23 protein-coding genes, 2 tRNA genes and 2 pseudogenes are annotated in these 25,418 nt (G+C 43.9%); all 27 read right to left on the bottom strand.

Annotation, left to right across the window (positions count from 1 at the left end; all coding sequences use genetic code 11):
* Positions 1-2,101: 2,101 nt before the first annotated feature.
* A pseudogene (locus E5983_RS10255) lies at positions 2,102-2,578 on the bottom strand (collagen-like triple helix repeat-containing protein); the annotation flags it as partial.
* Between the two features lie 1,839 nt (positions 2,579-4,417).
* Positions 4,418-6,394 (bottom strand): annotated as a pseudogene (locus E5983_RS10170) (phage tail spike protein); the annotation flags it as partial.
* Positions 6,395-6,558: 164 nt separating this feature from the next.
* Positions 6,559-8,568: a distal tail protein Dit gene (locus E5983_RS00985; RefSeq protein ID WP_160332082.1), complete on the bottom strand. Its 2,010-nt coding sequence runs from the start codon at positions 8,566-8,568 to the stop codon at positions 6,559-6,561.
* Complete coding sequence (locus E5983_RS00980; protein WP_160332081.1) at positions 8,568-12,410, bottom strand: tape measure protein; 3,843 nt, start codon at positions 12,408-12,410, stop codon at positions 8,568-8,570. Before E5983_RS00980 ends, E5983_RS00985 begins: the two co-directional genes overlap by 1 nt.
* Entirely contained in the window at positions 12,410-12,772 is a 363-nt protein-coding gene (locus tag E5983_RS00975; RefSeq protein WP_160332080.1) for a hypothetical protein, read from the bottom strand. Before E5983_RS00975 ends, E5983_RS00980 begins: the two co-directional genes overlap by 1 nt.
* 17 nt (positions 12,773-12,789) lie before the next feature.
* Positions 12,790-13,140, bottom strand: coding sequence for a tail assembly chaperone (locus E5983_RS00970; protein ID WP_160332079.1), 351 nt, complete (start codon positions 13,138-13,140; stop codon positions 12,790-12,792).
* A gap of 47 nt (positions 13,141-13,187) precedes the next feature.
* Positions 13,188-13,679, bottom strand: coding sequence for a phage major tail protein, TP901-1 family (locus E5983_RS00965; protein ID WP_160332078.1), 492 nt, complete (start codon positions 13,677-13,679; stop codon positions 13,188-13,190).
* Between the two features lie 13 nt (positions 13,680-13,692).
* Positions 13,693-14,082: a hypothetical protein gene (locus E5983_RS00960; RefSeq protein ID WP_160332077.1), complete on the bottom strand. Its 390-nt coding sequence runs from the start codon at positions 14,080-14,082 to the stop codon at positions 13,693-13,695.
* Positions 14,072-14,446, bottom strand: a complete 375-nt coding sequence (locus E5983_RS00955) for an HK97-gp10 family putative phage morphogenesis protein (protein ID WP_160332076.1) — start codon at positions 14,444-14,446, stop codon at positions 14,072-14,074. The genes E5983_RS00960 and E5983_RS00955 overlap by 11 nt, the downstream gene beginning before the upstream one ends.
* Positions 14,427-14,747, bottom strand: coding sequence for a hypothetical protein (locus E5983_RS00950; RefSeq protein WP_160332075.1), 321 nt, complete (start codon positions 14,745-14,747; stop codon positions 14,427-14,429). The genes E5983_RS00955 and E5983_RS00950 overlap by 20 nt, the downstream gene beginning before the upstream one ends.
* Positions 14,744-15,097, bottom strand: a complete 354-nt coding sequence (locus tag E5983_RS00945; protein ID WP_160332074.1) for a phage head-tail connector protein — start codon at positions 15,095-15,097, stop codon at positions 14,744-14,746. Before E5983_RS00945 ends, E5983_RS00950 begins: the two co-directional genes overlap by 4 nt.
* A 10-nt stretch (positions 15,098-15,107) precedes the next feature.
* Positions 15,108-15,332 (bottom strand): HeH/LEM domain-containing protein, encoded by a 225-nt coding sequence (locus tag E5983_RS00940; RefSeq protein WP_160332073.1) that lies wholly within the window; start codon positions 15,330-15,332, stop codon positions 15,108-15,110.
* A gap of 11 nt (positions 15,333-15,343) precedes the next feature.
* Entirely contained in the window at positions 15,344-16,393 is a 1,050-nt protein-coding gene (locus E5983_RS00935) for a major capsid protein (protein ID WP_160332072.1), read from the bottom strand.
* Positions 16,394-16,396: 3 nt separating this feature from the next.
* Positions 16,397-16,762, bottom strand: coding sequence for a hypothetical protein (locus E5983_RS00930; RefSeq protein ID WP_160332071.1), 366 nt, complete (start codon positions 16,760-16,762; stop codon positions 16,397-16,399).
* 10 nt (positions 16,763-16,772) lie between these two features.
* Positions 16,773-17,345: a DUF4355 domain-containing protein gene (locus tag E5983_RS00925; RefSeq protein ID WP_160332070.1), complete on the bottom strand. Its 573-nt coding sequence runs from the start codon at positions 17,343-17,345 to the stop codon at positions 16,773-16,775.
* A gap of 127 nt (positions 17,346-17,472) precedes the next feature.
* Positions 17,473-17,739 carry a hypothetical protein gene (locus E5983_RS00920; protein ID WP_160332069.1) on the bottom strand — a complete coding sequence of 89 codons (267 nt, stop codon included), beginning with the start codon at positions 17,737-17,739 and terminating at the stop codon, positions 17,473-17,475.
* Positions 17,739-17,942, bottom strand: coding sequence for a hypothetical protein (locus E5983_RS00915; protein WP_160332068.1), 204 nt, complete (start codon positions 17,940-17,942; stop codon positions 17,739-17,741). Before E5983_RS00915 ends, E5983_RS00920 begins: the two co-directional genes overlap by 1 nt.
* Before the next feature lie 78 nt (positions 17,943-18,020).
* Positions 18,021-18,263 carry a hypothetical protein gene (locus tag E5983_RS00910; RefSeq protein ID WP_160332067.1) on the bottom strand — a complete coding sequence of 81 codons (243 nt, stop codon included), beginning with the start codon at positions 18,261-18,263 and terminating at the stop codon, positions 18,021-18,023.
* The gene (locus E5983_RS00905; RefSeq protein ID WP_160332066.1) at positions 18,247-19,683 is read right to left on the bottom strand and encodes a minor capsid protein; all 1,437 of its coding nucleotides are present in this window, start codon (positions 19,681-19,683) and stop codon (positions 18,247-18,249) included. The genes E5983_RS00910 and E5983_RS00905 overlap by 17 nt, the downstream gene beginning before the upstream one ends.
* The gene (locus E5983_RS00900) at positions 19,673-21,163 is read right to left on the bottom strand and encodes a phage portal protein (RefSeq protein WP_160332065.1); all 1,491 of its coding nucleotides are present in this window, start codon (positions 21,161-21,163) and stop codon (positions 19,673-19,675) included. Before E5983_RS00900 ends, E5983_RS00905 begins: the two co-directional genes overlap by 11 nt.
* Positions 21,164-21,175: 12 nt before the next feature.
* Entirely contained in the window at positions 21,176-22,459 is a 1,284-nt protein-coding gene (locus tag E5983_RS00895; protein ID WP_160332064.1) for a PBSX family phage terminase large subunit, read from the bottom strand.
* A complete protein-coding gene (locus E5983_RS00890) occupies positions 22,437-22,868 on the bottom strand; it encodes a terminase small subunit (protein WP_414486743.1) in 432 nt (143 codons plus the stop codon). Before E5983_RS00890 ends, E5983_RS00895 begins: the two co-directional genes overlap by 23 nt.
* Positions 22,869-22,922: 54 nt before the next feature.
* Positions 22,923-22,995 (bottom strand) — tRNA-Met (locus E5983_RS00885).
* A gap of 1 nt (position 22,996) precedes the next feature.
* Positions 22,997-23,055 (bottom strand) — tRNA-OTHER (locus E5983_RS00880).
* Positions 23,056-23,136: 81 nt separating this feature from the next.
* Positions 23,137-23,580, bottom strand: coding sequence for a DUF1492 domain-containing protein (locus E5983_RS00875; RefSeq protein ID WP_160332062.1), 444 nt, complete (start codon positions 23,578-23,580; stop codon positions 23,137-23,139).
* 706 nt (positions 23,581-24,286) lie between these two features.
* Positions 24,287-24,475: a hypothetical protein gene (locus E5983_RS00870; RefSeq protein WP_160332061.1), complete on the bottom strand. Its 189-nt coding sequence runs from the start codon at positions 24,473-24,475 to the stop codon at positions 24,287-24,289.
* A complete protein-coding gene (locus E5983_RS00865; protein WP_160332060.1) occupies positions 24,475-25,062 on the bottom strand; it encodes a DUF1642 domain-containing protein in 588 nt (195 codons plus the stop codon). Before E5983_RS00865 ends, E5983_RS00870 begins: the two co-directional genes overlap by 1 nt.
* Positions 25,063-25,418 lie beyond the last annotated feature (356 nt).

Below are 25,418 nucleotides of genomic sequence, written 5' to 3'. Positions count from 1 at the left end.
TCATATCAAGATTTTGTTGGTGCTGTTCTAAACGGAAGCGACCAACCTGAAGACTTTTGACAAAGACCCCATTGTCAATCTGGAGAACCCCTTGCGAGATAAAGGCCACTTCTTTACCTGCTGAAACAAATGAAATCCGGTCATTGCTGACCCGAACTGCTGACGATCCATCCTTTTTTCCCAGAATCAAACCATCTTGACTCTGACTGAAATAGGTATCCATGAACTCGGTCCGAATCTGCATATCGCCCATATTTTGCTGGAGGGCGATAATGCGTTGACTAGCTGTAATCAAAGCCTGTTCGGTCTCTTTCTTACCGCGTTCAGTTTCCTTAATTTGGTTTTTAACCGTCTCAACCCACTGGGCCACAATATCCGCCGAAGCCTTAGCTTCCAACTCGGCAATCAGGATTCCTGCCTGTTCGTTGAGCCGGTTAATCTGCTCGATGGTCAGTTGAGCGTCTGCTTTTTGGGCTATCTCATCATCGATATCTTCTTGGTTGGGACTCCATTTCTGGGCTGCATTTCCTTCAACCAGCATAACCTCACCGAAGAAAAGAAGAGAATTCTGACCATTGCTAGAACCATTATTGTCAAAACGAATATAGCCATTATCGACTTCACCAGAATTAAAAGTGACCGTGACATACTCAGCTTTGTGCGGAGAATAACGCCGTTTAACGATCGGTTGATTAATAACGGTGAAATCCCTAGTCTCTCCTGTTTTTCTACCTAAGAAAAACACATCGGAGCTGGACACATTCCCGCTAGCGAAGGCATAGAAACTAAGCGTATAGTCTGTATTTCTTTTAACATCAAATCGAGCCGAGGAACTAGTGATTTCATCCGCCTTATTGGTTTCCAAAAGAAACAGTTTTTTCTGGTTATTGTAGTAGAAAGGGTGGCTAGCAATTCGAACATTGGTCCAATAACGATTATCCTTTGGAAAGGCTCCATTTCGGATATGATTGTAATTCCCGATATCCAAATCCCCTACAATGGACGCCCATCGATAAGCTTGAGGATCTGTCGGATCAGCTTGATTATAGTCCGTAACTGTGCCGATAAATCTACGTCCATTTGAAGCTGTCGTGGAAAAATCTTTCCTCCCATCCTCACTGTTTGCATAAGCAATGTGGAAATAAGGAGTCCGTCCATCAGCACCTTTAGGACCAGGGACACCTTGGTCACCTTTTAGACCTTGAACGCCACGATCCCCTCTGTCACCTTTAGGTCCTTGCGGACCACGGTCTCCTGCCATTTTAGCCCATTGATAAGAAGCTGGACTAGTACTGTCTGCTTGTATGAAGTCAGTATAAGTCCCAATATAGGTCCTGCCATTTGCATCGGTTGTGCTAAAATTACTGCGACCATCAGAACTTCCTGCATAAGCGACGTGGAAATAAGGGGTCCTGCCGTCCGCACCTTTAGGTCCTGGAGTCCCGTTTCTTCCATCAGCACCTTTTATGAGAGTCCACTGGTACTTGGTCGGATCTGTAGAATCATTCTCGGTGAAATCCACATAGACTCCCATATAAGAACGATTAGCATCGGATACCGAAAAGGCCTGCCGTCCATCGGCGGAGTTAGCATAAGCGATATGGGTGTATTGGGTACGACCATCGGCACCTCTCGCTCCAGCTATCCCTTGTGCTCCTTGTGGACCTTGCAAACCTTGAAGACCTCTTTCACCACGGTCTCCTTTATCTCCCTTATCTCCTTTGTCACCTCGGATTTTAGTCCAGCGGTATCGAGCTGGATTCGGGCTATCCGTTTCCTCAAAATCCACATACATACCGATATAGGCTTTAGAGCCGTTGGTAGTTTGCGAGAAGCCACCTCCAAGATTGGTGTCTGCATAGGCAATGTGGGTATACTGTGTTCGACCGTCGGCACCTTTTTGTCCTGGGATTCCCTGTGTTCCTTGAGGGCCCTGTAGGCCTTGAAGCCCACGTTCACCTCGTGGACCAATCGCTCCTTGGTCTCCCTTATCGCCTTTATCGCCTTTGACTCCTTGAGCGCCCTGTGGACCTCTCGCTCCAGTATCCCCTTTGTCCCCTTTTGGACCTTGAGCACCGTCTCTACCATCACGGCCATTACGACCATCAGAACCTTTCATCAAAGCCCATACATAGCTAGTAGGATTAGTGCTATCTGCTTGTACAAAGTCAGTATAAGTTCCAATGTGGGTTCGACCTGCTGCGTCAGTTGTACTGAAGTTAGTCCGTCCGTCTGCCGAACTTGCATAAGCAACGTGGAAGTATGGTGTTCGACCATCTGCCCCTTTAGGCCCTGGCGTTCCGTTTCGACCGTCAGCCCCCTTCACTAGTGTCCACTGGTAGGCATTTGGATCTGTCGAATCCTGCTCTTGGAAGTCGACGTACATGCCGATATAGGTTCGGTTAGAATCAGAGACAGAGAAATTAGTTCGCCCATCGGCGCTATTCGCATAAGCGATATGCGTATAGCTAGTGCGACCATCAGCTCCTTTAGTTCCAGGAATCCCTCGCTCACCTCGTTCTCCTTGAAGGCCGCGGAGACCTCTTTCTCCAGGGTCTCCCTTTTCTCCTTTCTCGCCATGGACGGCAAGCAAAATAGGCTCAGTCGTTTTCACAGAGCCGTCGGAATACTCTTCCATGCGGTAATACCAGAGGAAGCGTTTTTCTGGTGTCACCAATTGCGGATCTAAGCTCCAGCCCAACTCCTTGTCTGCTTTAAGCGGACCCTTAATAGGAGTAGTCCCCTTGACCAAAACAGCCCAGTCCGCACCAGAGCGAAGCTTATCATCATTACTTCCAGTCACATCCTTGCTAGCTTGAGAACCGTGACGGTAAATCTCGATTCGTGGATTGGCTTTATTGGCATAGTCCGCTTTTTGACTATCGTTCATGGTCTCTTCTTTAGGAACTGTGAAAGTCCCCCACCAAAAATCCAACTCTGAATCATAAGCCAACTTTGATGAGCTTTGTTGGTTATTGGTCGTATTGATAGGAGCCAGCAATTGCAAACGCCAACCATTGTAGAAGACCATGGGCTTATAGTTGTTAAAGTTTTGCCCAGTTCGCCACCAGCGAATGGCTAATGTATAGGTAGCCCCTGCTTCAAGCGGTTCTGCTAATTGATACACCTTAGACTGAAAATTAGTGCTCTCCCAGCGGGAATCACTCTCCTGTAATAAGTTTCCGTGCGGAACGGTAACCCCGCCCTCGTAATCAGTCAGAGCGTAATAGTTGGTGTAATTGACCACCCCGCGCCCATCTTGCCCGTCCTGTCCGTCATCACCTTTAACCTTGACCCACTTATAGTGTCCTGGATCAGTCGAATCCTCCGGGGTGTGGTCACTATAGGTTCCCATGTACTCCTTATTGGCACTATCCTCGACCGTGAAATTAAGCCGGCCATCTTCACTATCCGCCCATGCTGTATGGAAATAAGGCGTCCGTCCGTCTGCCCCTTTCTCACCAGCCCTTCCGACTGCCCCATCCATGGCATTGGTGAAAGAAATATCCGTTTTAGCAACAAGAACATTATCGACATAGGCCTCAACTACTACATTCAAAACCTCTTCAACATCGCTCCCTTTAACCTCCAATTGTTGGTTGGTCCCCAGGAACCTGTCTTCCAGGTCCTTAAAGAGAAAGATGGCTTGACGCTCGGTCTTACCTTTGAAAAGCTGGGCCGTCAAGAGCGACGAACCATTGTGATTCTTAAAAGCGACCCCATTATCCGTTGTAAGGCGGATTTCATAAGGCCGCGCATCCTCAACCATCTTCTCCAACTCATTCATGAGATTTTTCGACACCTTGTTTTCTAAGGCGACAAAATTCGAAAAGACAGTCTTATTGCTGCTAGGATTGGTGAAGGAAATGGTCTGTTCAGATACCCGAGCTTGGAGGATGAGTGTTGGTGTGAAACCTTCATCACGAATCTTTACGGTATCCCCGATTTCTAGGTCTACATATCCGTCCACTTCATACGTGATTTTCGGATAGGCATGTTTTCGCAATTCCCGCAAACCATTCGAAATCAAGGTCTCTTGCGAATCCGTTTCAATCTTCATGTCCTTGCGGATCCAGTTATCACTTGTTTCTCGACCAGATAAGACAGATGGATAAAGATCCCGAGATAGCGGGGCATAGAGCACCCCATTTTTGAGATAGAACTCAACCTGACCCTTCTCGTTCTTCCATTCCTGGTACTTCTTAGGGTCAATCTTGACCTCCACAACTTCATTTGTAGTTGTGGTAACCTCTGCTTTAGCTTCTTCCTTTTTCTCAACTGGTTTAGGACTAGCTGTTGCTGATCCACCCTTGGCCAACTCTGGAGGGTAGCAGATCGTCTGAATACAATTCCGGAAGATGTCCATCCCATAGGTATTTTGAACCACGTAGCGCTTACCGCCATAGTTCTGTTCAAGAACTGTAACCTGATTGCCTTCAACCTTCCGAATGATACCTGTGTGACCATAGTAACCAGTCCCCATCGGTCCATAATTAGGCTTCACATTGTAGAGACCACCCGCTCGGATGTCTCCACCGCCACGAACCACTTTCCAGCCATATTTGGCAAAATTATAGCCATCCCCAATATGAGAAGCCCGCATGGTGTCACCAATGACGTCGGTAATTCCTGTCACTCCACCGCCGAGACCAGGGCCACCAAGCTTCATCGAATACCAAGCTGCTAAGCCGTAACACTCACCAGAACCGACTGTACGATTTTTAAGACTATCCGCTTCTCTCAGAACCGCTTCTGTTTTCGGAGCACCAGAAGTGTTGTCTCCCCTTTGGTTCGGCATACGGTAAACGTATGTATAGACCGCTCGCCCCATACTTTGGAGATATGCTTGATAGTTGTTGGTTGAGATACCATTATGCCGAAAGTTACAGTGAATCATATCCGAGTTGTTTTTCATGAGCATTGTATGCCCATCAGCCCCAGCACTGTATCCACGCTTGCCCCATATAAGGATGTCTCCACGCTGGAGAGGGATTTGGCGATTTTCTGCCACCAATTGATAACCTGCCCGTTTAAGAGCATCGTGTTCAGTCTCTGTCGAAAAGGCCCAGGTCCCAATCCCCTGAAAGCCCGCATGTTGCATAGCATAATAAATAGCCGACGAACAATCATAAGACGATGGCCCACCACGGCTCGCCATGGAATAAGTGACTTTACCTTGCCTTGCTTCAAACCACTGGACCATCTTGTCAATCCGTGGGTCCTTAGTCGCAGAAGAAACCTCCGCAGGTCCGCCAAGGTTTCCAATCAATTCTCCACGATCAAGCTTATCCAAAACCCCATTGTTAGCCTGATTGACTCCAGAACGAATGGAACGCATGAGACCAATGTAATGCCCATAACCAGAAGCTGCATAGTCAAAGCGAGCCCCACCCGAACGAAAAAGCCCGTTGGTATAACCTTCGATATCCTTCTTGCCTTTCACCGCATAAATCTCTTGATGGGCCAAAAGGTAGGTATAATCCTTGAAGAAGTCATCTAGGTTGGCATAGTGCATATAGGTCCCGCCTTCATTAGCTGGACGCCAGGACCCAGTTGTCACCACAACCCCAGAAGGTCGCGTCTGGGCACCACCACTCATTCCTGACCAGTTATTGTCCATCTTAGCAACGTTGGAATTCCCCCAATTACTTTCTAGATAGAGCTGACAGATAACCCCCGAAATAAGCAAATCGTTCCTGCGGCAATGTTCAACAATCTTGGACAGGTTTTCCTTAGATAGGGTCTTGCCTGCATACTTGATTTCTGAACCAGTGTAGCCTGTTTTGGTGGTCGCTTGTTTGGTAGCAGTCCCTTTTTTGGGATCATCCGTGGACTGATTTGAAGTACCAGTAGGCATGATGGCATTAAAAATCTCAGCTTTGTCAATTGTTCGAGTGATGTTTTTTACATTCCGACCATACTGTAAAAGAATGTCTGAACGTCTCTTACCAACCCCTTGAGCCCCTTTTCCATCATTGGCCTTGTAGATATTCAAGATGAAAGAGTCTAAGGAAGAATCCGCTTTTAGTTTTGTAACTAACTCAATTTCAGCATCAAACTTATTGGCAATGGATAGTAGACGGTTTAAAGCTGTATCTTCGCCTTCCCACTCCAGTTTTCGTTGTTGATCCTTGACCTCATTAATTCCAATTTTAATGGCATTATTCTGAACCATTTCCCAGAGATTCATGTACTCAATAAAGGTCATGGCTTTATCTGACTTATAAGCTCCTAGATATTCATTGGTAAGCTCTAATGATAGGTAATAACAGGAGCACTCAATAGAATCCTCGTTCTCTGTAACTGTCATCACGTTAAATAGATAAGTCCGACCTTTGTAGCGAAAAGAGACAAAGGCTCGCTCATTTAAAACATTATAAGTTTTAGAGGTCATCGTATCGTATTTGAGGGCTTTTTTATAGACCGAAAAATTAAACACCGAAGAGGCTGTCTCTAAATTACGGCGCCACTCGTCATTAAAAAAATTCAAAGTGCCATCTTTGTCATTCTCGACAAAGGCAACTTTTTTCAAGTTCGCATCGTGAATTGTTAATAGCACTATAACCACCTTTCCTCAAATCGTATTGTTACCCGAGGCATCTTTCTAGTCCACTTGGAGGCAAAGAACTGAAGTTCCGACTCTCCCGGAGGAAGCCGGATAAAACCAGCGCCGTCAATCAAAAGATTGGCATTCATCACGCCGTCAACCTGAATCGTGTCGTCTTCCGAATTGATGACGACTTTGGACTGTTTGCCAAAAGCATTGGTTGGCTTATCCGTGAACTTTTTACCGAAGTCCATTCGGAAGTAAAGTTCATCAAGGTACATATGCGTTGGCCATTCGCTACCTGGATAACCGCCCAAAACAACATGAATCTTAGCCGCTTTCTTCCCTTTGATGTTGGGAACAGTTACCCGGAAATGAGAACCAAACCAATAAACGTCAACCTGGTCATCTTTCCGGTTCAAATCCGACCAACCGCGGTCCCTATTGAATGGATTCTCCTCGTTTTTGTGGCTCGGTTTGAATTTCCATTGTTTCAAAAACTCAAAACCACCTTTGCCGTCTGTGGCAAAGAAATTGTACTCGGTCTCAAAATCAGCTCCCCGTTTGATGGTCTCCACACCATAAAGGAAGGCGCCACTTTCGTCTGAAACAATGACCTTGAGAAAACCTCGCTGGTTCACACGCCCACACCAAAAAATCTGACGCCACCAGATATATTCATTTGTAGTTCGCTCACTCCCTGGAATAACCCAGGTCAAGCCGGCCGAACTTGCACCTTGATTCTGACCAATAGTTCCCAGGGCGTTTAGTGCTAAGTGATTCCGCCCCCAAGCATTTTCAACCTTGAGACTAGCATTCTGAAGGTCGCTATTGTCGTTTCTGACTGCGACATTCTTTTGTGCTAGATTAGGCCCGCTTGCTTGAGTATGTCCACTAGAATGACTAGATAGAGCCAGCCTTGGAAGACTGTAGTTAGAAGTGCGGACAGTCAAACGGTTGGGTGAGTAGCCCCCTTGACCAGTTAGCCAGCCAGAAACAGAGATAGTTTTGGCACCATTCCCATCATGAGTGACCGAAATTGTTTTCTCGATCAAAAGAATGCTGGAGTTTTTTGTCAGCATTTGCGGCCGCCCTGAGTAAGTAAAGGTTTGGCCACTAACTGTAACGGAAGCATTGATGTCATACAAAGCGAAGGTCCATCCCTGATTCAAGAGATGAGCCCTCATCTTAACTTGACTGGTTCGAGAGCTGGTATTTTGACTAAGTGTTTCAAGAGTGATTCGTAGTCTGTAACCTCTATCGTTATTTGAAATGAACTCCATTCGAGACCCGCCAGAAGAACTTCCGTAAGAGGAAGAAGGAAGAGATACACTATTAAAGAGTCTCCCTCCCTTAAAATCGAGCAGAGGTTCAGAAGGTCGAACATAGGCATCCGCATCGACCTTTGATTCATCACCCAAAGCGCTGATACCTTCACGATTGACAAAGGCTAAATAGCCATTCGACTCTTCATGTTCTACTTCGATGATTGGGAAGGCATCAACTGTCCCCTGGTTATCAACCGTGTAGATAATTCGGTCACTTTCTATACGGTGGGTGGTGACCTCCTTATAGGTAGTAGAATGGGCAACACCATCGGGGACTAGGAAGGTGATTGTCGCCTCGTCATACCAAGTCGTGATAGCTCCGAGCGAAATATCGCCATCAGACAAAGCCCAATAATAACGATCTGGTTCATCCGAGAATTCCAATTTTAAAGGGACTGTCGTGTGTAACAGCCCCGCAATTTTTTCTCTCAGCTTATTGAGATTTTTATATCTTAATTCGTAAGGTTGCGTAGTATCAACAAATTGAATATCAGATAGCTTCACTGAAGCCAAAGAAAAACGAACTCGAATTTCTTTCATGCCTACTTTAACCCGATTTACTGTAGCCCCGAGGGTCAGAGCCGGATTGGTAGTCACATCGCGCTTATTCCCGATATCCCTTTCAACTGAGATGACATCAATCAAATCACTAAAATTCACATCGTTGTAAGTCATTATGATTTTTTCATCCATCACCGTTTTCCTTCCCTCAATAATTTGTTGATCCGTGCTTCGTTAGCCTGATAGCTAGCTATATCCCTACCAGTTACCCGAGCAAACTCTTGACCATTGATATTGAATACAACCTCACGACCAAGAGAAGCTTGAATAGTATCTAGAGCTTCGCTAAGAGCATCAAAATGCCTTTCCTCTCTACGATTGACCAATTGGTGGGTAATATCCCCCTTGATTTCCCCAAGATTTGCCTGATAACTCAAACGGTTATCAAACAAATCGTCCAGACGCAAATCGATTTCACTAGCTTCTTCGACTAAATCATCAATAGCCTTCGTCACAAACTTAGCGCTCTTTTCGATACCGACAGCCATCCCTTGACCTATGAAAATACCAACCTCATCACGGAACAGTCGAGATGGAGAATGGATTTTAGCCTTGGCTTGAGCAGCACGCTCCGCTTGAGCAACTAATGCGTCTGCTGCAGCTGTCACTGCCCCCAGTGCTGAAAGCATTCCTTGCGCTAAGCCTTGGCCAATCATTGCCCCCGCATTTCGCATAGCTCCAACTCCAGCCTGCGCTCTAGATACCGCCGCTTGCATCAACGAACTCATGGAGCCAGAAACTTGACCAGCACCACTTCGAATCCCTTGGGCTAGGTTTCGAGTAGTTTGCTGACCAATCTGACGTCCTTGAGCTTTCATCCGATTCCCAACCGAAATAACCGCCTGTAGGGCTCGGTTCATAGCTGATTGTACTTGGCTACTCATAGTATTAAAGGCAGACACGACCGCCTGGGTAGCACCCGGAATCCCATTCAATTGACCGACAATTTGACTTGCGCTAGATCCAACTTGGGACATGCTTGCTGATATCATTGCCAAAGCTGCGCTTAAAGCTGTAAAACCTGCTGTAAGAGCCCCAAGTGATACTCCAACCACGGAGAATTGAGTGGCCAACAGGGTCATTCCTGCCCCAGCTACAAGTAGCGTTGGCCCAATCGAACTAATCTGGTCTTTGAATAAGGCAATCGGTGCATTAATCGCTGATAAGCCTGCTAGGCTTGCGACTGCTTGAGCCGTAAATGTCTGGAATCCTGTTGCAGCAGTTGTCATGATTTGCGGAAGTTGCGCCATGGTTTCTTTCAGTGGCCCAATACCTGTACTAAAAGCAGTCATGGCTGCTGCTGCAGGTTCTGCTTCAGTTGAGAATGAAGTCATTCCTTTTCCGACTTGGGACATTGCTGAACCAAGTTTAGTCATAGCTCCAGAGTGTTTAGCCATATCACCAAGTCCAGATGCAACTTTGAAGAGCGTTTCACCTAGATCAACAATATTCATGTCAACTAGAATCTTAATTCCCTGGGCCATCTCCTTGACTCCACGACCTGCATTTAAAGCTGCATTTCCGATTGAATCAAAGATTCCAGAGATACCATCTAGAACATTTCGAACAGCACCACCAAAGCTATCAATTACCCCTTGTGCGCCCTCCAGAATATCACTAATCTGTTCACCCAAGGTTCCAAACAACTCCGTAATCGAATCGATAATCGGACCAAGATTATCAACTAGATTATTAAAAGCATCAATAATCTGAGACAATACCGGAGCAACGGCGACCACCATTTCAGTTACCGCAGGCATGAATGGTGCTAGTGCTTGAACAATCTGCACAATGGAGTCTGCGACAATTTGTACAAGGGTAGTAAAGGTATTGCTGATAATCTCCACAATGGGAGTTGCAGCTGTGATAATTTCAGCTACTCCAGAACTAATCGCTGAAACAACCTGGCTAATAGCATCTCCTAAAGCTGTAATAACAGGAGCTAGTCCGCTAAAGGATTCTATAATGGCTGCAATAGCTTCGCCTACTGCTGTAATAGCTGGAGACATCATGGCAAAAGCTGTAGCTACAATTGGTAGAACAGGAGCGACAGTAACTAAGGCATCAGCCAAACCTTGAAAAGCCATTTGAACAACTGTACCAATAGCTTTTCCCACACTAACAATCACATCACCTACAGCTCTGAGTATTTCAGAAACTCCTTGGCTCTGTGTGGCTAACAAGGTAAAACCTGCAGCTATAATGGCAATTGCTGCACCAATACCAACTGCCGCAATCGCAAATGAAGTACCAAATGCAATTAAAGTAGCTGGATTTAGCCCTCTCATTCCTTGCATGATGCCCTTCATAGCAGCGCCAAATCCTTTTCCAAAACCCTCAAAAGTTTTCCCTAAGCCTTGTAAAGTAGATTTTAAAGCACCCCCTAATCCTTGGAAAGTTGACTTCAAAGCATTTCCCGCGGATTTAAGCACATTAGAAATCCCATTAAAAATCTGTGAGATTGTACTTTTGGACTTTTTGATACCGTTTGTAGCACCATCTACAGATTCTTCTGCTTTCTTTTTAAAAATACTGAATGGATTAAAAGATTTTAGGAAATTAAAACCCTTAAAAGCCAATATAGCCCCAGCAACACCCGAAACTGTTCCCCTCCAAATGTCACCACTAATCATTTGTGACAAGTTGGCAATCGCTTGAACAACTTTGGAAATGAACTTGATAACATAACCTACAGCTACTCCAATAGCTTCCCAGGGAATAAGCCCTGACAACTTTTCAGACAGGTCTAGGCCGGCTTTTACCAAGTCATAAAAAGCATCTACAACAGCATCGATAGCCCCTGCTTTTTGTAGACCTGAAATAAAATCTCCAACGGCTGTAATGGCATCTTGAACTGAAAAAATAAAAAGATTGAACACTTCTCCGACTGCTTCCATAGCGTTTGAAAAAGTATTCGACTCCGACACCATGCCTCCAAAAACTTGCGCAGCTACAGAACCCAGTAAATCAAACGTATGCAATAGGTTCTGAAAGAGACCTGTATCTCCAATTGTTGCAAATGCCGACTTGAACAATCCCCCAATTGTCGATAACACACCGGCTACTTTTTCAACGATCCCCTCAATGTCAATTCTATTGAGAAAATCACCTAGTCCCTTAGCCAGCTTATCAAAATTGATTTTATCAATGGCGTTGCTAACGGCATTAACCGCTTTGATTCCGAATTCATTCAATTTATCAAATGCGGGCATCAATTTATTCGATAGACCTTCTTTTAATCCATCAATGGCCTGGTCTACTGTTTTAAATTCAGTGGCCATCTTTTGGAAAGCATCAGAATTTCCAGCTCGCTCCATAGCGTCAAAGAATTCTTCTGTGCTGATTTTTCCATCTTGAACCGCTGCAACCAGCTCATCTGTAGACATGCCCATCTCTTTTGCAACAGCTGCCATACCGGCAGGCGCTTGTTCCATCATGATTTTAAAATCTTGCCAAGCAACTTTAGGCTTTGATGCCATCTGAGTCGCTTGTTGAGATAGAGATTTCATCGCCTGGGAAGGGTTCTCCGCAGAAGCTGCCAAACCACCAAAAGCTTTAACGAGACTACCTACATTTTTGGTTCCCACAGCCTCTAATTGTGAATAGGTGCTAGCCATGTCTGAAGCAGAATAGATAGTCTTAGTGGCAAAATCCTGCATCTCTTGTTTAGCGGCTGCAATTTCTGCACCCGATTTCCCAAAAGCTTGCATATTTCCCTCAAAGGTTTTCCAGGCTTTTTGCGAGCTATTTAATTCAGAAACCATTCCACCAATTCCAGAGGTAACAGCCCCAATTCCTGCTGTCAAAGCAGAACTGACCAAGTTTGCCCCAAGAACCGATTTAAAAACTGAGCCAACTTTTCCTGCCATCCCAGTCAAACCTGTTACGGATTGTTCTGCTTTTTTAAAAGCACTTGAAAATCCACTATCTCGAGCCTTCAATATGGCTTCAACTGTATAGCTTGTATCGCCCATTAGTACCCTCCTTTCTTGTAATGTTTCATGCGTTTCGCAATGGCTATCAGATTCTCATTAACTGGAGTAGACTGCCCTTTTCCAAGTTTTTCCTTCCAGCGCTTATCTTCGTTGTAGAAATCCTTGAAACTTTTGAACCTGTACTCTTTTCCGTCTTTTGTCGTTTCTTTTATACGTCGATTCAAAAAAGCTTGAAGATGTAAGTCCTTCTCACGTTCCAACTGAGTCATCATACGACCACGGTTGCGAATTCGATATTCAAATAAGGTCATTCGATTAGCCTCGTTGAAATCGCCGATACCGAAAAAAGCAAAAACAGTGGCCAACATGTCCTCATAGATTTCCTGAGAATCGTTTGCCACTGTTGTCTTTTTCGATTCTAGCCCTCCATCGCTTCTAGGGTTTTCTTGACTTTTAGCTTGGTCATTGGCGCAGTCTTTAAGGCAGATAAAAAATCGTCAAAAGCTTGCTCCAAATCATCACCCTGCTCTTCAATCCATAATTCAATCTCTGCAATGGAGGGGCGACTGCGTAGGGTCATGGTTGCTGCCTGGATAATGTCTGCAAGAATAACAGGGTTATAGTCCTGTAGATAAATCACAGCTGCCTGAATCCCCATCCCGAAGGAAACACCGTTACCATTCACCTCATGGCGCTTATCCATCTCCCGAATAAAGCCGATGCCGTAGTGTAGATCATAAGATTTGCCGTTAATTTCAATTTGTTTCATTGTTTTGTCTCCTTTGTAAAAATAAAAGAGGGGAAAGCCCCCTCAACCTAGTTGCCTGATGTTGTAATAGCTGTTGTGTCTGCAAAGGCATAGCGAATTGCTGCTTCTTGGTCGGCGGTCAGAGTAGCATAGCCCTCAACCGGTTTGCCGTCAATCGCCATCTCTGTTGAAATGGTCTCCAACTCCTCTACATTAGCGGGAGTTTCCCAGTTTGACAGAGAGCCTTGAGCATAGAGCGCTGGGTACTTACCACCCTGTTTCGTTCCAGCTAGGTCAATCTCCCAAACCTCCAGCTTAAATCCTTGAAGAACCGAATCCTTCAACATTTTATTCAATTCATCATGACTAGCCACTGCCTCAATCTGAAGAGTAACCTCAAGACCACCATCTGAAACAACCGCTCCATCTTTGGTCTTGGTTGCCTCATTGGAACGCTCGTAGTTCCAAGAGTGTTCTGTTTGCAGAGCTAGCTTAGCAGCCGCTTTTTTATCTCCGAGTTTACGGAACATCAAGATTTTGTCTTTACCAAAATTTGCCATTTTGTTTTCCTCTCTAATAAAATTTAAATTTTAAATCCAGCACTCCATGATAGAGCATATCATCCGTCGAATCATCCTTTAAAATTTCAGATGAACTGGATAAATCCATGGACCACTTCCGACCATCAATTTCTCGAATAGTAGAAAATTCCTGCATCAATTTTCCAATCCAATCTGACACCAGTTTTCTGTCATCAATCGTGCCCCAGATATCAACTTGGGCAATGACTGTCCCAAGTAAATAAGACTTAGTCGGTCTAGGCAGCAACTGGGTGTAGGCCACCGTCATAAAGGGATAGGGCGTCCCCTCTTTTGGCAAGAAAGGGTAAGCGTCTAATCCTAAATCAGTAGCCCGACGAATCAGCTCGTCATGCAACTGCTGGTCCGGTTGTTTATTTAGCAAGACCAGCTCTCCTTAAATCATCTACGAATTTGGGATGGACTGCCTCAAAAGCAGGCTTCATGAACGGTTGAGCCGACATCTTCCGTGTCCCTTTTTCGAGGTAACCCGAATAATCCGTCCCTGCTTTGACTCTAGCCACAAGACCCCCATCTGTAATCTGAAGCTTAATAGAACGCTTAGTAGCTCCTGTTGGCTTCACAAACTTCTTCCCTTGCCAATGACCTCTAAAAACAGCTCTTCGTTGAGCCCCTTTTTGAAGATTGGAACCATGCTTTTTGACAACTTCTTTATGAGCCCTCAAACTCGCAGCAGTCTGCAAGTGCTTCAATAAAGGCTCGTCTCCTTTAATTTCTAGCATTGCCATCTAGCACCTCGTTTACATAAAAAATGGTTCTCCCATTCCTTTGAACCGGTTCTTGAACAATAGTAAAAGGCCGCCCGTCTATTTCAACAGAATCGACCTTTCCTTTATATCCTCTGGTGTGAATAACCAAGCTAGACTGGTTCAACTTGCCACCTAGGGCATTTAACAACTCAACCCTCACAGGAGAGGTAAAACACGGTAAATCGGCTATCACCTTTCTGTCCGACACCATTCGCCCTAACTTGCTGTCATAGCGTTTCTTTTCCTCTCGGATAAGTCTCACACGCTGGTTGTATCTCATAGTATATGAATCCCTCCCCGGCGTTCCTTGGTCTCTAAAAGGCTTAGTTTTGAGCGAATAAGGTCATCATAAGGCTCAAACTCGGACGCAGCGTCATCGTAAGTCACAGAGTGCCCTTCGATCGATTCCGCTTTTGCACCCTCTGAACCCCTGCGATTAAAGCGTTTGATTGTACAATCTTCAATGACAAAAGCAAAAATCTCATCAACTGATTCTACTGAATAAGCCAGCTTAAAATGGTCCATCACCTTTCGGATGAGCAATAGAAGTAAATTGTTTTGGAGGTCGTCTTCGATATCCAAGTCTAATTTCACATCCGCTAGCACAGCGCTTTTATCTAACTCGGTCATAGGATACCTCCTAGCTTAATAAATCCAGCAGCTCCTGTTTTTTCGCTTTAGGATTGTACTCGATGCCACGTTCGTCTAGCTTGGCTCTAAGCTCATCCAGTTTCAAGGAGCTAAGCTCATCCGACAAAAAACCGAGGGCAGTCAACTCCTCTGTCCTGCCCCCTTTATAGGTTTCCCCGATGTAATAGATTTCTTGGGTTTCTTTACATCGGAAAGTCTTAATTACATTCCCCATAATCTGCCCTCCTAGGCTTCTGGCACAGTAGAAAGCATATAGACCTCATCCAAACGCTCAAAGGATGGTAAAGCAATCATAGAAACCTTAGTCTCCACGTTTACCGGGTCAGCATGCTTGATGGTGGTTACTGCGATACCCGTATCGACAATAGCAACCTTGGCAGCTTCTGAATTACCACCCATTAAGTCTGATTCCTCTGGTGTGGTACCAAAGACAGTTTTACCAAGCGAGCCATTTGGAGCAAGGGTTACCCGTCCATCTGGATAGAATTTCTTGGTGATTCCATCATCATCTTTGTAGATCCCATTTTCAAGGGCAACCGCAAGACCGTACTCAGACTCAAGATAATTGGTCAATTCTCGGTTGGTTACGCCAGCTGCGTCAGGAGCTGTTGGTTTAATGGCAAAAAGGGTTGACTTGGCATTCTTGATTTCTGCGAAAGTCTTAGAGTTTAAAATCAACACCTCTGCCTTAGCTCCAGTTGCAGCAAGAGCGTCCATAGCTTTCGAGATGTCCGCCAAAGGAGTCGCAGTTGCAGCATCAGACCAAGCTGTTTTTACAGAGCCCTTGTTGGTATCAGCCACACCATAATCAATATCACGAGCTACACCATTTGATAGAATACCAATTTTACCAGTCGCCAAAACTTGGAAACGCATAGCCTGCAAGCGGGCATGAGCCCCACTCAAAAGGCGGGTTTCATCATCAAAAATCCCCTCAATAATGGTATCAATCAAAGCTTGATTGTTTGTTTGAGCAATCAAGTTGAGCTGTTGACGGTCTGATTCCTTAACGACAATACCTTCTTTAAAGTAAGGCATTTCTTCCTCATTAAGGGTTACGTTCATCCGCTCACGAAGAGTAGCTTCGGTATCAAAAGCAGAAGCACGAATAACAACCGGCAAGCCCGCTGATCCCTTAATAAAGGCCAACTTCAAGCCAAGTTGTTTTTTAGCCGGAAAAGCACGCTCCCCCAAGCTTGTTTCCACATTCGCTTGAGAGGTGTTCCAAAAACCTGCCAAATTAGGGGCAGTCACAATATCATAAATTAAAGCCATTTCTCAAGCTCCTTTCACAAATTGGATATGAGGGAGTTTTCCCTTGATTTCATCAGTAACAGACCCACCGTTTACCTTATCAGCACGGAGAGTTCCACGGTAGACCAGGGAAGCTACCGCGTTGCCGTCTGTCACATCTGCATCATAGAGCAAAACCCCATCTGGCGCAGTCGTGTTCGCTTTGACCTTTTTCTTACGGTCTTCAAAAACGGAAGCACCATCTCCAGCTAGGAGTGTACCTGCCTTGACAATTTTTCGACCATTTTCAGTCACTGTACCAGTAGTTTCTTTATCAATTGTCACCGAAATCGCTTCATAGGTCATGTTATGCAAGATTTCAGCAACTCCAAAAAGTTTCTTTTCTGCCATATTAGCCTCCTTACACTAATTTCCCACTAGTTTTCTTGCCCTTAGCAAGACTAGCCCCATAATTGGATTGTTTTGATACATCAGAACCGAGTCCTGGTGCATCTTGTCGAATGGTTTTCTTAACTTCTTCAGAGACCGCCTCGTTAAAAGCTGCAATAAAGTCCGTTACAGCCTGTTTCGTCTCCTCGGCATCAAGAGTCACCAATCGATTCAAAAGCCCGTCAGCTAGCGTAATTCTAGACTCTAAAAGCATGTCACGAGCAATCCCCTTCATCTCATTCAGAGTCTTTTCATCTTTTAGCGATTGCAACTCTGCCAGAAGTTTCTCACGCTCATAGTCAGATTTTTCCTTCTCATTCATATTCGCTAACTTCTCAGCTTCATTCTGTTCAGCCTTGAATTTCTCCTCAGCCTCTTTGTGAGCTTTAGCAACTGCACGATTTACAGCCTGTTGAATCTTTTCGGTTACTTCTGCTTGAGTGAATGTCTTTTCTGTTGCAGCGTCCGATTTAACCTCCTCTTGAGTGTCGACCTCCTCCTGAGTTTGTTCTTCCACTACACCGTTTTCAACTAAATCTGCCATGTTGGCCTCCTTGTTTTGAGTCATGTCTGACTATATTCTCTTGCGCAGTTTTAAGCCTTGAGCATGTTTCGGGCATAATAAAAACCGTATGGAATTCCAGACGGTTGGAGTCGATAATAACGAACTCCTAACTTAATATCCTGTCGTAGGTCTTATGAAAGATATCGGACTTACAGGGATAGAATTCTCCCTCCACTCCTTTTATGATATAGTCTCCTTCCGAGGCTTCCATAATCCCTTCTAGAGTACGAACCTTTAAGAGTGGGGCATCTGAGTCAGAGTAATCAACATTTACCGGATCTAGACCCAGTTTTGATAATTCCTCCAAGGACTCAGGTGAATCATAAAATCTCGCTGCTTCAATAACAACTGGTCGTTTTACAAACTTTGCCATCACAACCACCGCTTCACGAAACCTTTCTTTTGTTTTTTACGAATTTCGTTCCGAACTGACTCAAACTCGTTGTTTGTAGCCTGCGCATTCTGCTCAACCAATCGATTCAACCTAATGTTCTCGCGGATCAGAAAATCGATGTGGGTTTCTGCAATTCGTAAACGAGTTGCAAGCTCACGCTTCTTCATCATTCGCTTGTTCATACTTACTCCTTTCCAGGGTACGAAAAAAGCACTTAGATTGCTCTAGGTGCTTCCTTTTCATTCAAGTTTCATAGCCTACTACCCAAAACCATGAACAATTTTAGCGGGTAAAACTTTATTTTTTAAAACACTACCTACTAATGTATTTTTTACAAAATCTGTGAAATCCTGTAAATCATCTCCTTCGTAAAAATATGATTTTTCTTTTTTATTGTATGTAGCAATACCTTTTCGTTCACCGCTAACTGCTGAATACTGGCGAACATCGGCATTGTCAGCAATTTCATACAAAACAATCATTTGGTTATCTATTTTTCCCATGTTTATCAGCCTCCTCGTAATTGTATTGTTGATTTGCAAGTCTGTGGGCTTCATCATACGGTAAATTATACTTACTCATATACTCTGATTCCAAACTCTCATGCTGTAACATCATTATATCACTTTTTAACGGATTTCCTAGATATAATCGCTGTAAGCTTTGCGCCATATCGTAGTGAGGGTAAAAATTACGAACACGATATTCATATTCTTCACTATCCCATAATAAATATTGGTCATCCAATACATGTTTCAAAGCAATTGCAACAGTTTCTTTTGGAAGTAAACTAGATGATACCATTTTAGAAATGATATTTTCACGATTTGAATTTTTTAATTGAGAATAATACCTCTCAGCAAATTCATCCTGTTGTTTCTTAATATCTCCTCGGCGCTCTGATATAGCTCCACTATTTTTAACATCGCTCATATTGTCATTGTACAACTTATTTGACATTCTTCCAAGCTTTTTCGATCCGTAGACTGATTCCCAAGACTCTTTCAAGATCCGCTTATACTCCTCATCACTAAGCGAGTAATGCGCTGCTGTTGAACAGCGACAATGGGGATGCATGGGGCTGGCATTCTCTCCTGGTGTCATCTTGGCTACTTTGAAGATTTTCCCATCCAAGGGCTTACAAATCTCACAAGCTTTAGGTTCTGAAATGAATTCATACTCCGTGTAGCCGTTAGCATCAAAAGCCTGTTTCTGGGCTTCTGTCGCAACTCTAGCACCTTCTGTGACTGCCAGTCGTCTTGCCTCGCTAGCAGATACCCCAAACTCTCGTCTAAGCCTTGGAATCATCTCTGTTAGGTTCTTACCCCTCAGCAATAAATCCTCTGTCATCTTAGCTACGATGTGGCGGAGTTCATCTTGTCTTTCCCAGATACGACTGGACCAAGTTGCTCCTTTGAATGGCGTATTAAGTGTTGCTTGAGCCATTTGCTTGATAGCACCATCAGATAAGACAGACCCACCCAAAAGACCCGCTTGTAGCTCCAACTCTTTCGCATACTCCTGATTTAAGAATTTTTCCGTCATCTTATGCTCCGAGTCTGACAAAGCAATCATCTCCAAGTCCATTTGGTATTGAAGCAACTCCAAGCGTTTCATGCGCATTTTCAGATTATAGAGGGCAAGCTCTGAATTGGCCTTAGCGGAGAAATCTTTTTCTGCAACATAGCGCTTGGCTTTTTCTTCAAAAGCCTGAACATCCATGTCAGAAACTCTTTCCCTGACATCTTTAAGGGTCAAGCCGTTTTTATCAGCATAGCGTTGCTCAAAAGCACGGATTTCTTTTTCAATTTCAGAAAAATGATAATCGTAAAGGCGTTTCATCTCCTCACCAAGACTTGCATCACGCTCAATCTTAGCTTCTTGCTCCGCCCTTATTCTCTTTTTCCAATAATCATTGTTCATCGTCTAAATCCTTATCGGCTAAGCGTTGATTTTTGGCTATCTTCTGGGCTAAAAGACTGAATTCTTCATCCTCCTTGCTCAACTTATCCAATTCAGCCTTGGGATCCTCCACAATGTCAGTAATCTGCATGGCTGTTTCTTTGGAAAGCTCACCACCGAGAGCCTGGAAGGCTTCGATTTTCTCCTGCAAGGACTTAGGCAGGTTCGGAGTGAAGGTCACTTTTAGCTTAGCAACGTCAAAATCCTTGATTTCTTTAAGAAGTGTTGAAACCGCCGCAATTAACCGATACCTACGCTTAAGAGAACGTTCAAAAAGAGCCTGCATGTCGACACGCTCCTGGTCCAGACCAAAGACTTTCCACTTCATGGCCTCACCAGACTGGACCCCAGAGAAATGTTCATCTGTCATGTCCGGTGTATTCGTAAATTTGTGAATGTCATTGACGACACGCTTCTTGTAAGCCTCTGTACCATTGACATCGTACTGCTTATAGAGATACCTAGCATCCACATTCCCCTCTTTACCATCAGCATCAACCGGAGGCTCAATGTTCATGAAGCGAGCTTGGCGCATTTTTGACAAATATTCAATCTGTTTTTCAACGGTGTCTACATAGTCAGGGAATGACACACGACCAAAAATCGCTAAGATGGCGTCTGATAAGTCCTGCATATAGTTAGCTGTATCCGATTGAGCACTATCGTAAAGGTCAATCAGAGAAAGTTCCGTTTCGTAATCTCCCATACCATTCCCAGTATTCAGATACTCTGTAATAGGGACCAGACCAAAAGCGTGAGGGGTAGAGGCCACCTCAATTAGCTTTCCATCGTATTCAAAAGTTACTATTCGACTATTCGTATAAAGTTCAACAATCTTGATAGTTTCATCAAACTGGGATTTTCGATAATACCGTACACCAGCCACGCTATGATTTTCTAAGGTCATGTCAAATATAACGAATGTCCCTAGTGGATCCAGTTTTACTGCTCGTGTAGTATCGTCTTTAGCTCTATAAATCAAGTCATAAGCCCGACCGACTTTCGATAAATCAAGAACCAGGTCTCGATTCAATTGGTGAAAATCATTCAACCTAGCCAGCTCTTTTAAAGCGTCATCTGTAGCCGTGTCTTCCTCATAATCAACTCGGATAGGGTTACCAACTAGATACCCCTGCTTGAAGCTAGAAATGGCTTTACCGAAATTATGAACTGCTCTGACATCCGCCATATCCTTTTCTCTGCGTCGACCAACCTTGCTGATTTCATGGTTGTTGCCTTCGGCATAATCATAAAGCTCTTGAATCCGTGGTCTTTGAGTAGATTCATGATGGGAGAGATAGTCACGAAGCAATGAGTAGTCATTCGCTTCAAGCTCTGCCAAACTGTTCACACGATAACGAAGGCGAGCTTCGCGGTGAAACCGGAACTCTAACTGCTTACTTCTTCCTGTGCTATCACTAAAAGTTTCAATATAGCCCATGTTTCTCCTTTCCTATAATCCGAAACCCGCTCTCAAGACATCGAATTGAGTAGATTTTTGTTTAATGTGATACCGTTCCATCGAATATCGTAAGGCATCGATGATATGGTTGTTCTTATCGATTGGTTCATTCAACCAATTTCCTTCTTTGTCTTGTGCGAATGTGTAAGTGTTAAACTCCTCAATAGTATTCTCACAAGATGGGTGAATGTGAATCTTGAATCCTTGCAAGAACTGAATCCCTTGCATGACAGATCCTCTCCCTTTGTAACTAGCCACAATACCAGAAATCCCTTTACTTCGGATTTCGGCGATCAGCCGTTTTTCCGCACTGTCTGCAGTCAATAGGGTTCGTTCCAGCTGATTGTCTTTCAGCATTTTAACAATAGCGTCAGTCAACATTCCTCTCTGATAATGTTCTCGGTATATCCAGATTTCTTTTTTCTCCAAATCGACCACCGAACAAACTAGAGCAGTCGGATCATGAGTGAAACCAAAGTCCAGACCAGCCGTTGTTTTATTGATTCGCTGAATCGTTTGGTCAATGTTAAAGTCAACAACTGAAAAGTTATCGAACACCAAGCCCTCAGCGACTCCCCATTCGCCATCACAGACGATTCTAGCCCGCCTAGGGTTAGTCAGGTATAAATCCTCATATCGTTGGATATCGACCTCATCAAGCCACTCATTGACTCTGTAGGTGGTCGTCAAAGCTAAGGTATCTGCTCGCCTCGTATCTTCATCAAAAAATACTTTCTTGAGCCAGTGTCGTTCCGACCAGGGGTTGAAAGTCACTGTGATTTGTTTGAAGAAATCCGGAACATCTAAACTACCCCGGATAGATTCGACAACTGTTGAAAACTTGGCTTCACTTTCAATCTGGTACGCTTCTTCAAACCAGGCCCAGCAAAGAATGCCAACATCGACCGTAATGGATGTGATTTTCAACTCATCATCAAGCCCTCGAAATAGAATTTTCTGACCTGTTTTTCTGACAGTGATTTCCGGTAACGACTCATTAAACTTGAATAAGTGTAGAACCCCCAACTGATTGCAGGCCCATTTGAAATCTGTGTAAGTCGATTGTTTGTTAGTATTCGAGTACCTGCGAACTACCAACAGATTAGCCCACTCATACTTCAACAAGCGAACAATAAAATTGAGTGCTGTTGTTTTTGACTTCTTTGAACCACGGCTGCCCTTTACAACTCGATAGAAGTTTGTGGAGTGCCAATACTTGCCATACCCTTTTCCAACAATTGCTGGCAGGTTCTTAATCAAGGATTTCTGACTCATTCGCAAACACCACCGTTCCTTGTACCTCAGCCTCCACCTTATCAGTCCACAGCCTATGCCGCTTACCAAGTAGCTCTGCAGCCTTGATTCGGTCCTTAGCTCCCACGTCAATATCAATAATCGACTGTGCACCTTCACCAGTTCCCCTAAGGGTCTGTTCAGTCTGCTCGCCTCTCATGACTGACGTTAGGTAGGACAAGACCTCTTCTTTTGTTGCAATTGTCTTGGAGTTGAGTTCGGCAAGCTGTTCGCCTAAATATTTGCTGATGTGAAGTTTTGTTAAGTTCTGTGCTCCAATTTCTTTTGCCGTCTTTTTCGAGTAACCTGCCTTTATAGCTGCTTCTGTCGCATTTCCCGAGATGATGTACTCATCTGCAAAACGCTTTTGTTTTAGTGTCAATTTGGCGATGACCATCACCTCCTTTTCTGCATAATAAAAAGCCACGCTCTCGCATGACTCAAATTGCAGAGGTGGGACTCGAACCCACGACCTCTAGGTTATGAACCTAGTGAGCTCCCTACTACTCTACTCTGCTATTAGGAAGGCAGGAATCGAACCTGCGACTTAGACGGCTCTTCCACTGAGCTACTTCCCAACCGATTTGCAATCGGAGAAAACATCCCGAAAAATAAATTAGGAGATACTTATCACCGCTTCTGCCCAACTGGTGATAATACTAGTTTAGCACCTTAGAATTACCAATGTTACCATCTTTACCAAACTTTTGAGAAAGTTTATGAATGGCACTATCTCGAGCTCTCTGCACAGTTCCATTTCCTGCACCTAACTCACACAGAACGTCACTCCATTGCATACGATTTATATACAATAAGCGCATCACTATATTTTCTAAAGGATCATCCAGCGACTCGATAGCTTGGACCAATTCATCTCTCTCTGCTAGAAGAGAGTCAATTTCGGTATACAACTCATTGGATTTATCAATAATCGAAATATTCAAATCTTCAGACTTATTGTTCAGATTCCCGCCTTTCGGCTCATCAGAATACTGCTGCGATTTAAAAATACTCGATTTCAGACTTACAATTTCCTGCTGCAGCGATTTAATCTTGCTATCGATATACTTCAGCGAAGCTAAACGTTTTCGAATATCTGTCATAAACTCAACTTACCTCCACACCTTCGGCATTTGGGATACCAAGCACCCTCGTGGTCACGTTCTAACTTCAGGACGTGCCCCTTCAACTTACAAATTAAGTACTTGAACATCAGCCACCTCCAATCAAGCCTAAATCTAATAACTTACTGGCAATTTCCCTGGCATAGTGCTCAATTGTCTTTTCGCTTAACAGGCTATACTTGCTATAGAGTTTAGCAAAAACTTTGACAGCATACCCATAGTCTTTCAGCTCATTCAACCAGACTGAAATAAATTTATGCTGGGTACTCGGTCTCGATAAGCTAATCGTCGCATAAGTGCAATTCGTATAAACATTGTCTGCCCATAGCGTTAGGATCAGTCTGTTCTTTCCGCCAGGGAATCTGGTGCTCTTTTTGATTCTAACCATCTAACCACCCTTTGTCTTCCTCGCCATAGAGTACTGAAAACTCTCCGTCAGGCGTAACTTTAATGTACAGAGGTTTAGGTTCTATCCGATCATTCATCAATTCTTTATTAATTACCATGACGATATCACTGATCCTCGACAATAGGTAAGCATATCTAAGTTCATTATTTGTATTCCTCATTTTTCACCTCCCGATTCACACACAGCTTGCATTTTTTAAAAGCAGTAAACCAGTGGAAATCACTATCAGTTTCATAGATTAGCTTATTGCAGCGGGTGCAGTTGTAACCGAGGAATTCATCGTCTATGTTCATTTGCCTTCCTCCACCTCTCATCAAATTCTTTCTGCCTCTCATCGAACTCTTTCCTAGATTTCTCACGGCTCTTGTTGAACTCTTTGAAAGCATAAATTACAAAAGCAAAGCACAGAATCATCCCTAAACCAACCTGGCCTGCAATCACTAAAAATACTGTAGATAAGTCCATCACTCCACCTCCTTTACCCACTCTGTTCCCCATAGTGGTTCATGGTTGCGTTTAATTTCTTCTTCTGTTAGTTCATACCTCAAGTCATCAAAAAAACCTTTTTGAGCAAGAAAGATTTGACCTCCAGAACCTTTAACTAGGTAGTCAGGTCCCATGCCCTCGTTAGGGATTCTCACTTTATACCTCTTCTCCTTGATAACCTCGACGGCTTCCGGTCCATAAGCAATAAGGGTCGCAAGAGCGTGTTGGCGCTTATTAAGTTCAGAAACACTACACCCAGATTGAAATAACCATTTAGGTACATCACTATCGATAGGAGCAGTATTTGCAAACTTATCAAGAACTTCATCAACAGACTTTTCTTCCTCATTTGGGTAGTCTTTCCTATACCAATCCATCACCTCCTGAGTGACTTTTGGTCTTGGTGGGGTGTCTGCCAAACATTTTTCAATTTCAGCCTCTGAAAACCATTCAAGAAACTCGCCTTTTGGACTAGTTAAACGGTAGTTACCCGCTTCAGAAAAAGCATCGACTACCACTTCCATAAGCAGTTTATTCCCAACTTTGTATTTTTGTTTTTCTGTCATTTTTCTATTTCCTTTCTTGAGTTCATAGCTTTGTTAAGGGCACCTCTAAAAACTCATACTTATTGTCGCCTTATTTCAAATAAGTAGGTATTCCTATTTGGTAGTGCGGACGTGAGCAGTCTCCTTCGGAGTCTCATCACTAAATTTTGAGCCAAGGTCTCAAAATCTCCGCCATCTAGCAGTTGTTTTTAACTGCTGATGGTTCCACTACAGTAGAAATACCTGCTTTTCTTTATTTTCACTCCCTAAGTTTTATGAGATAATAGAACTACTAAGATCAACGAGGTACTATCATGCTATTATTTTCCGACGATGAACGACTTCTAGAAAAACTGTCACAATTGGGAAATCAACTA

This window comes from Streptococcus danieliae (assembly GCF_009767945.1).
GTDB classification, from domain to species: Bacteria; Bacillota; Bacilli; order Lactobacillales; family Streptococcaceae; genus Streptococcus; species Streptococcus danieliae.
The sequence above is the reverse complement of the archived record's forward strand: the minus strand, read 5'-3'. Positions and strand labels throughout refer to the sequence as shown.

What these genes read in the sequence shown, in the direction of transcription:
- E5983_RS00940 (WP_160332073.1), bottom strand. Translation starts at nt 15,332, where the DNA reads ATGGGGAATGTAATTAAGACTTTCCGATGTAAAGAAACCCAAGAAATC.
- E5983_RS00915 (WP_160332068.1), bottom strand. Translation starts at nt 17,942, where the DNA reads ATGAACAAGCGAATGATGAAGAAGCGTGAGCTTGCAACTCGTTTACGA.
- E5983_RS00920 (WP_160332069.1), bottom strand. Translation starts at nt 17,739, where the DNA reads ATGGCAAAGTTTGTAAAACGACCAGTTGTTATTGAAGCAGCGAGATTT.
- E5983_RS00875 (WP_160332062.1), bottom strand. Translation starts at nt 23,580, where the DNA reads ATGACAGATATTCGAAAACGTTTAGCTTCGCTGAAGTATATCGATAGC.
- E5983_RS00955 (WP_160332076.1), bottom strand. Translation starts at nt 14,446, where the DNA reads ATGGCAATGCTAGAAATTAAAGGAGACGAGCCTTTATTGAAGCACTTG.
- E5983_RS00965 (WP_160332078.1), bottom strand. Translation starts at nt 13,679, where the DNA reads ATGGCAAATTTTGGTAAAGACAAAATCTTGATGTTCCGTAAACTCGGA.
- E5983_RS00985 (WP_160332082.1), bottom strand. Translation starts at nt 8,568, where the DNA reads ATGGATGAAAAAATCATAATGACTTACAACGATGTGAATTTTAGTGAT.
- E5983_RS00980 (WP_160332081.1), bottom strand. Translation starts at nt 12,410, where the DNA reads ATGGGCGATACAAGCTATACAGTTGAAGCCATATTGAAGGCTCGAGAT.
- E5983_RS00945 (WP_160332074.1), bottom strand. Translation starts at nt 15,097, where the DNA reads ATGACCGAGTTAGATAAAAGCGCTGTGCTAGCGGATGTGAAATTAGAC.
- E5983_RS00905 (WP_160332066.1), bottom strand. Translation starts at nt 19,683, where the DNA reads ATGAACAATGATTATTGGAAAAAGAGAATAAGGGCGGAGCAAGAAGCT.
- E5983_RS00950 (WP_160332075.1), bottom strand. Translation starts at nt 14,747, where the DNA reads ATGAGATACAACCAGCGTGTGAGACTTATCCGAGAGGAAAAGAAACGC.
- E5983_RS00925 (WP_160332070.1), bottom strand. Translation starts at nt 17,345, where the DNA reads ATGGCAGATTTAGTTGAAAACGGTGTAGTGGAAGAACAAACTCAGGAG.
- E5983_RS00870 (WP_160332061.1), bottom strand. Translation starts at nt 24,475, where the DNA reads ATGGACTTATCTACAGTATTTTTAGTGATTGCAGGCCAGGTTGGTTTA.
- E5983_RS00900 (WP_160332065.1), bottom strand. Translation starts at nt 21,163, where the DNA reads ATGGGCTATATTGAAACTTTTAGTGATAGCACAGGAAGAAGTAAGCAG.
- E5983_RS00895 (WP_160332064.1), bottom strand. Translation starts at nt 22,459, where the DNA reads ATGAGTCAGAAATCCTTGATTAAGAACCTGCCAGCAATTGTTGGAAAA.
- E5983_RS00935 (WP_160332072.1), bottom strand. Translation starts at nt 16,393, where the DNA reads ATGGCTTTAATTTATGATATTGTGACTGCCCCTAATTTGGCAGGTTTT.
- E5983_RS00970 (WP_160332079.1), bottom strand. Translation starts at nt 13,140, where the DNA reads ATGAAACAAATTGAAATTAACGGCAAATCTTATGATCTACACTACGGC.
- E5983_RS00930 (WP_160332071.1), bottom strand. Translation starts at nt 16,762, where the DNA reads ATGGCAGAAAAGAAACTTTTTGGAGTTGCTGAAATCTTGCATAACATG.
- E5983_RS00865 (WP_160332060.1), bottom strand. Translation starts at nt 25,062, where the DNA reads ATGACAGAAAAACAAAAATACAAAGTTGGGAATAAACTGCTTATGGAA.
- E5983_RS00910 (WP_160332067.1), bottom strand. Translation starts at nt 18,263, where the DNA reads ATGGGAAAAATAGATAACCAAATGATTGTTTTGTATGAAATTGCTGAC.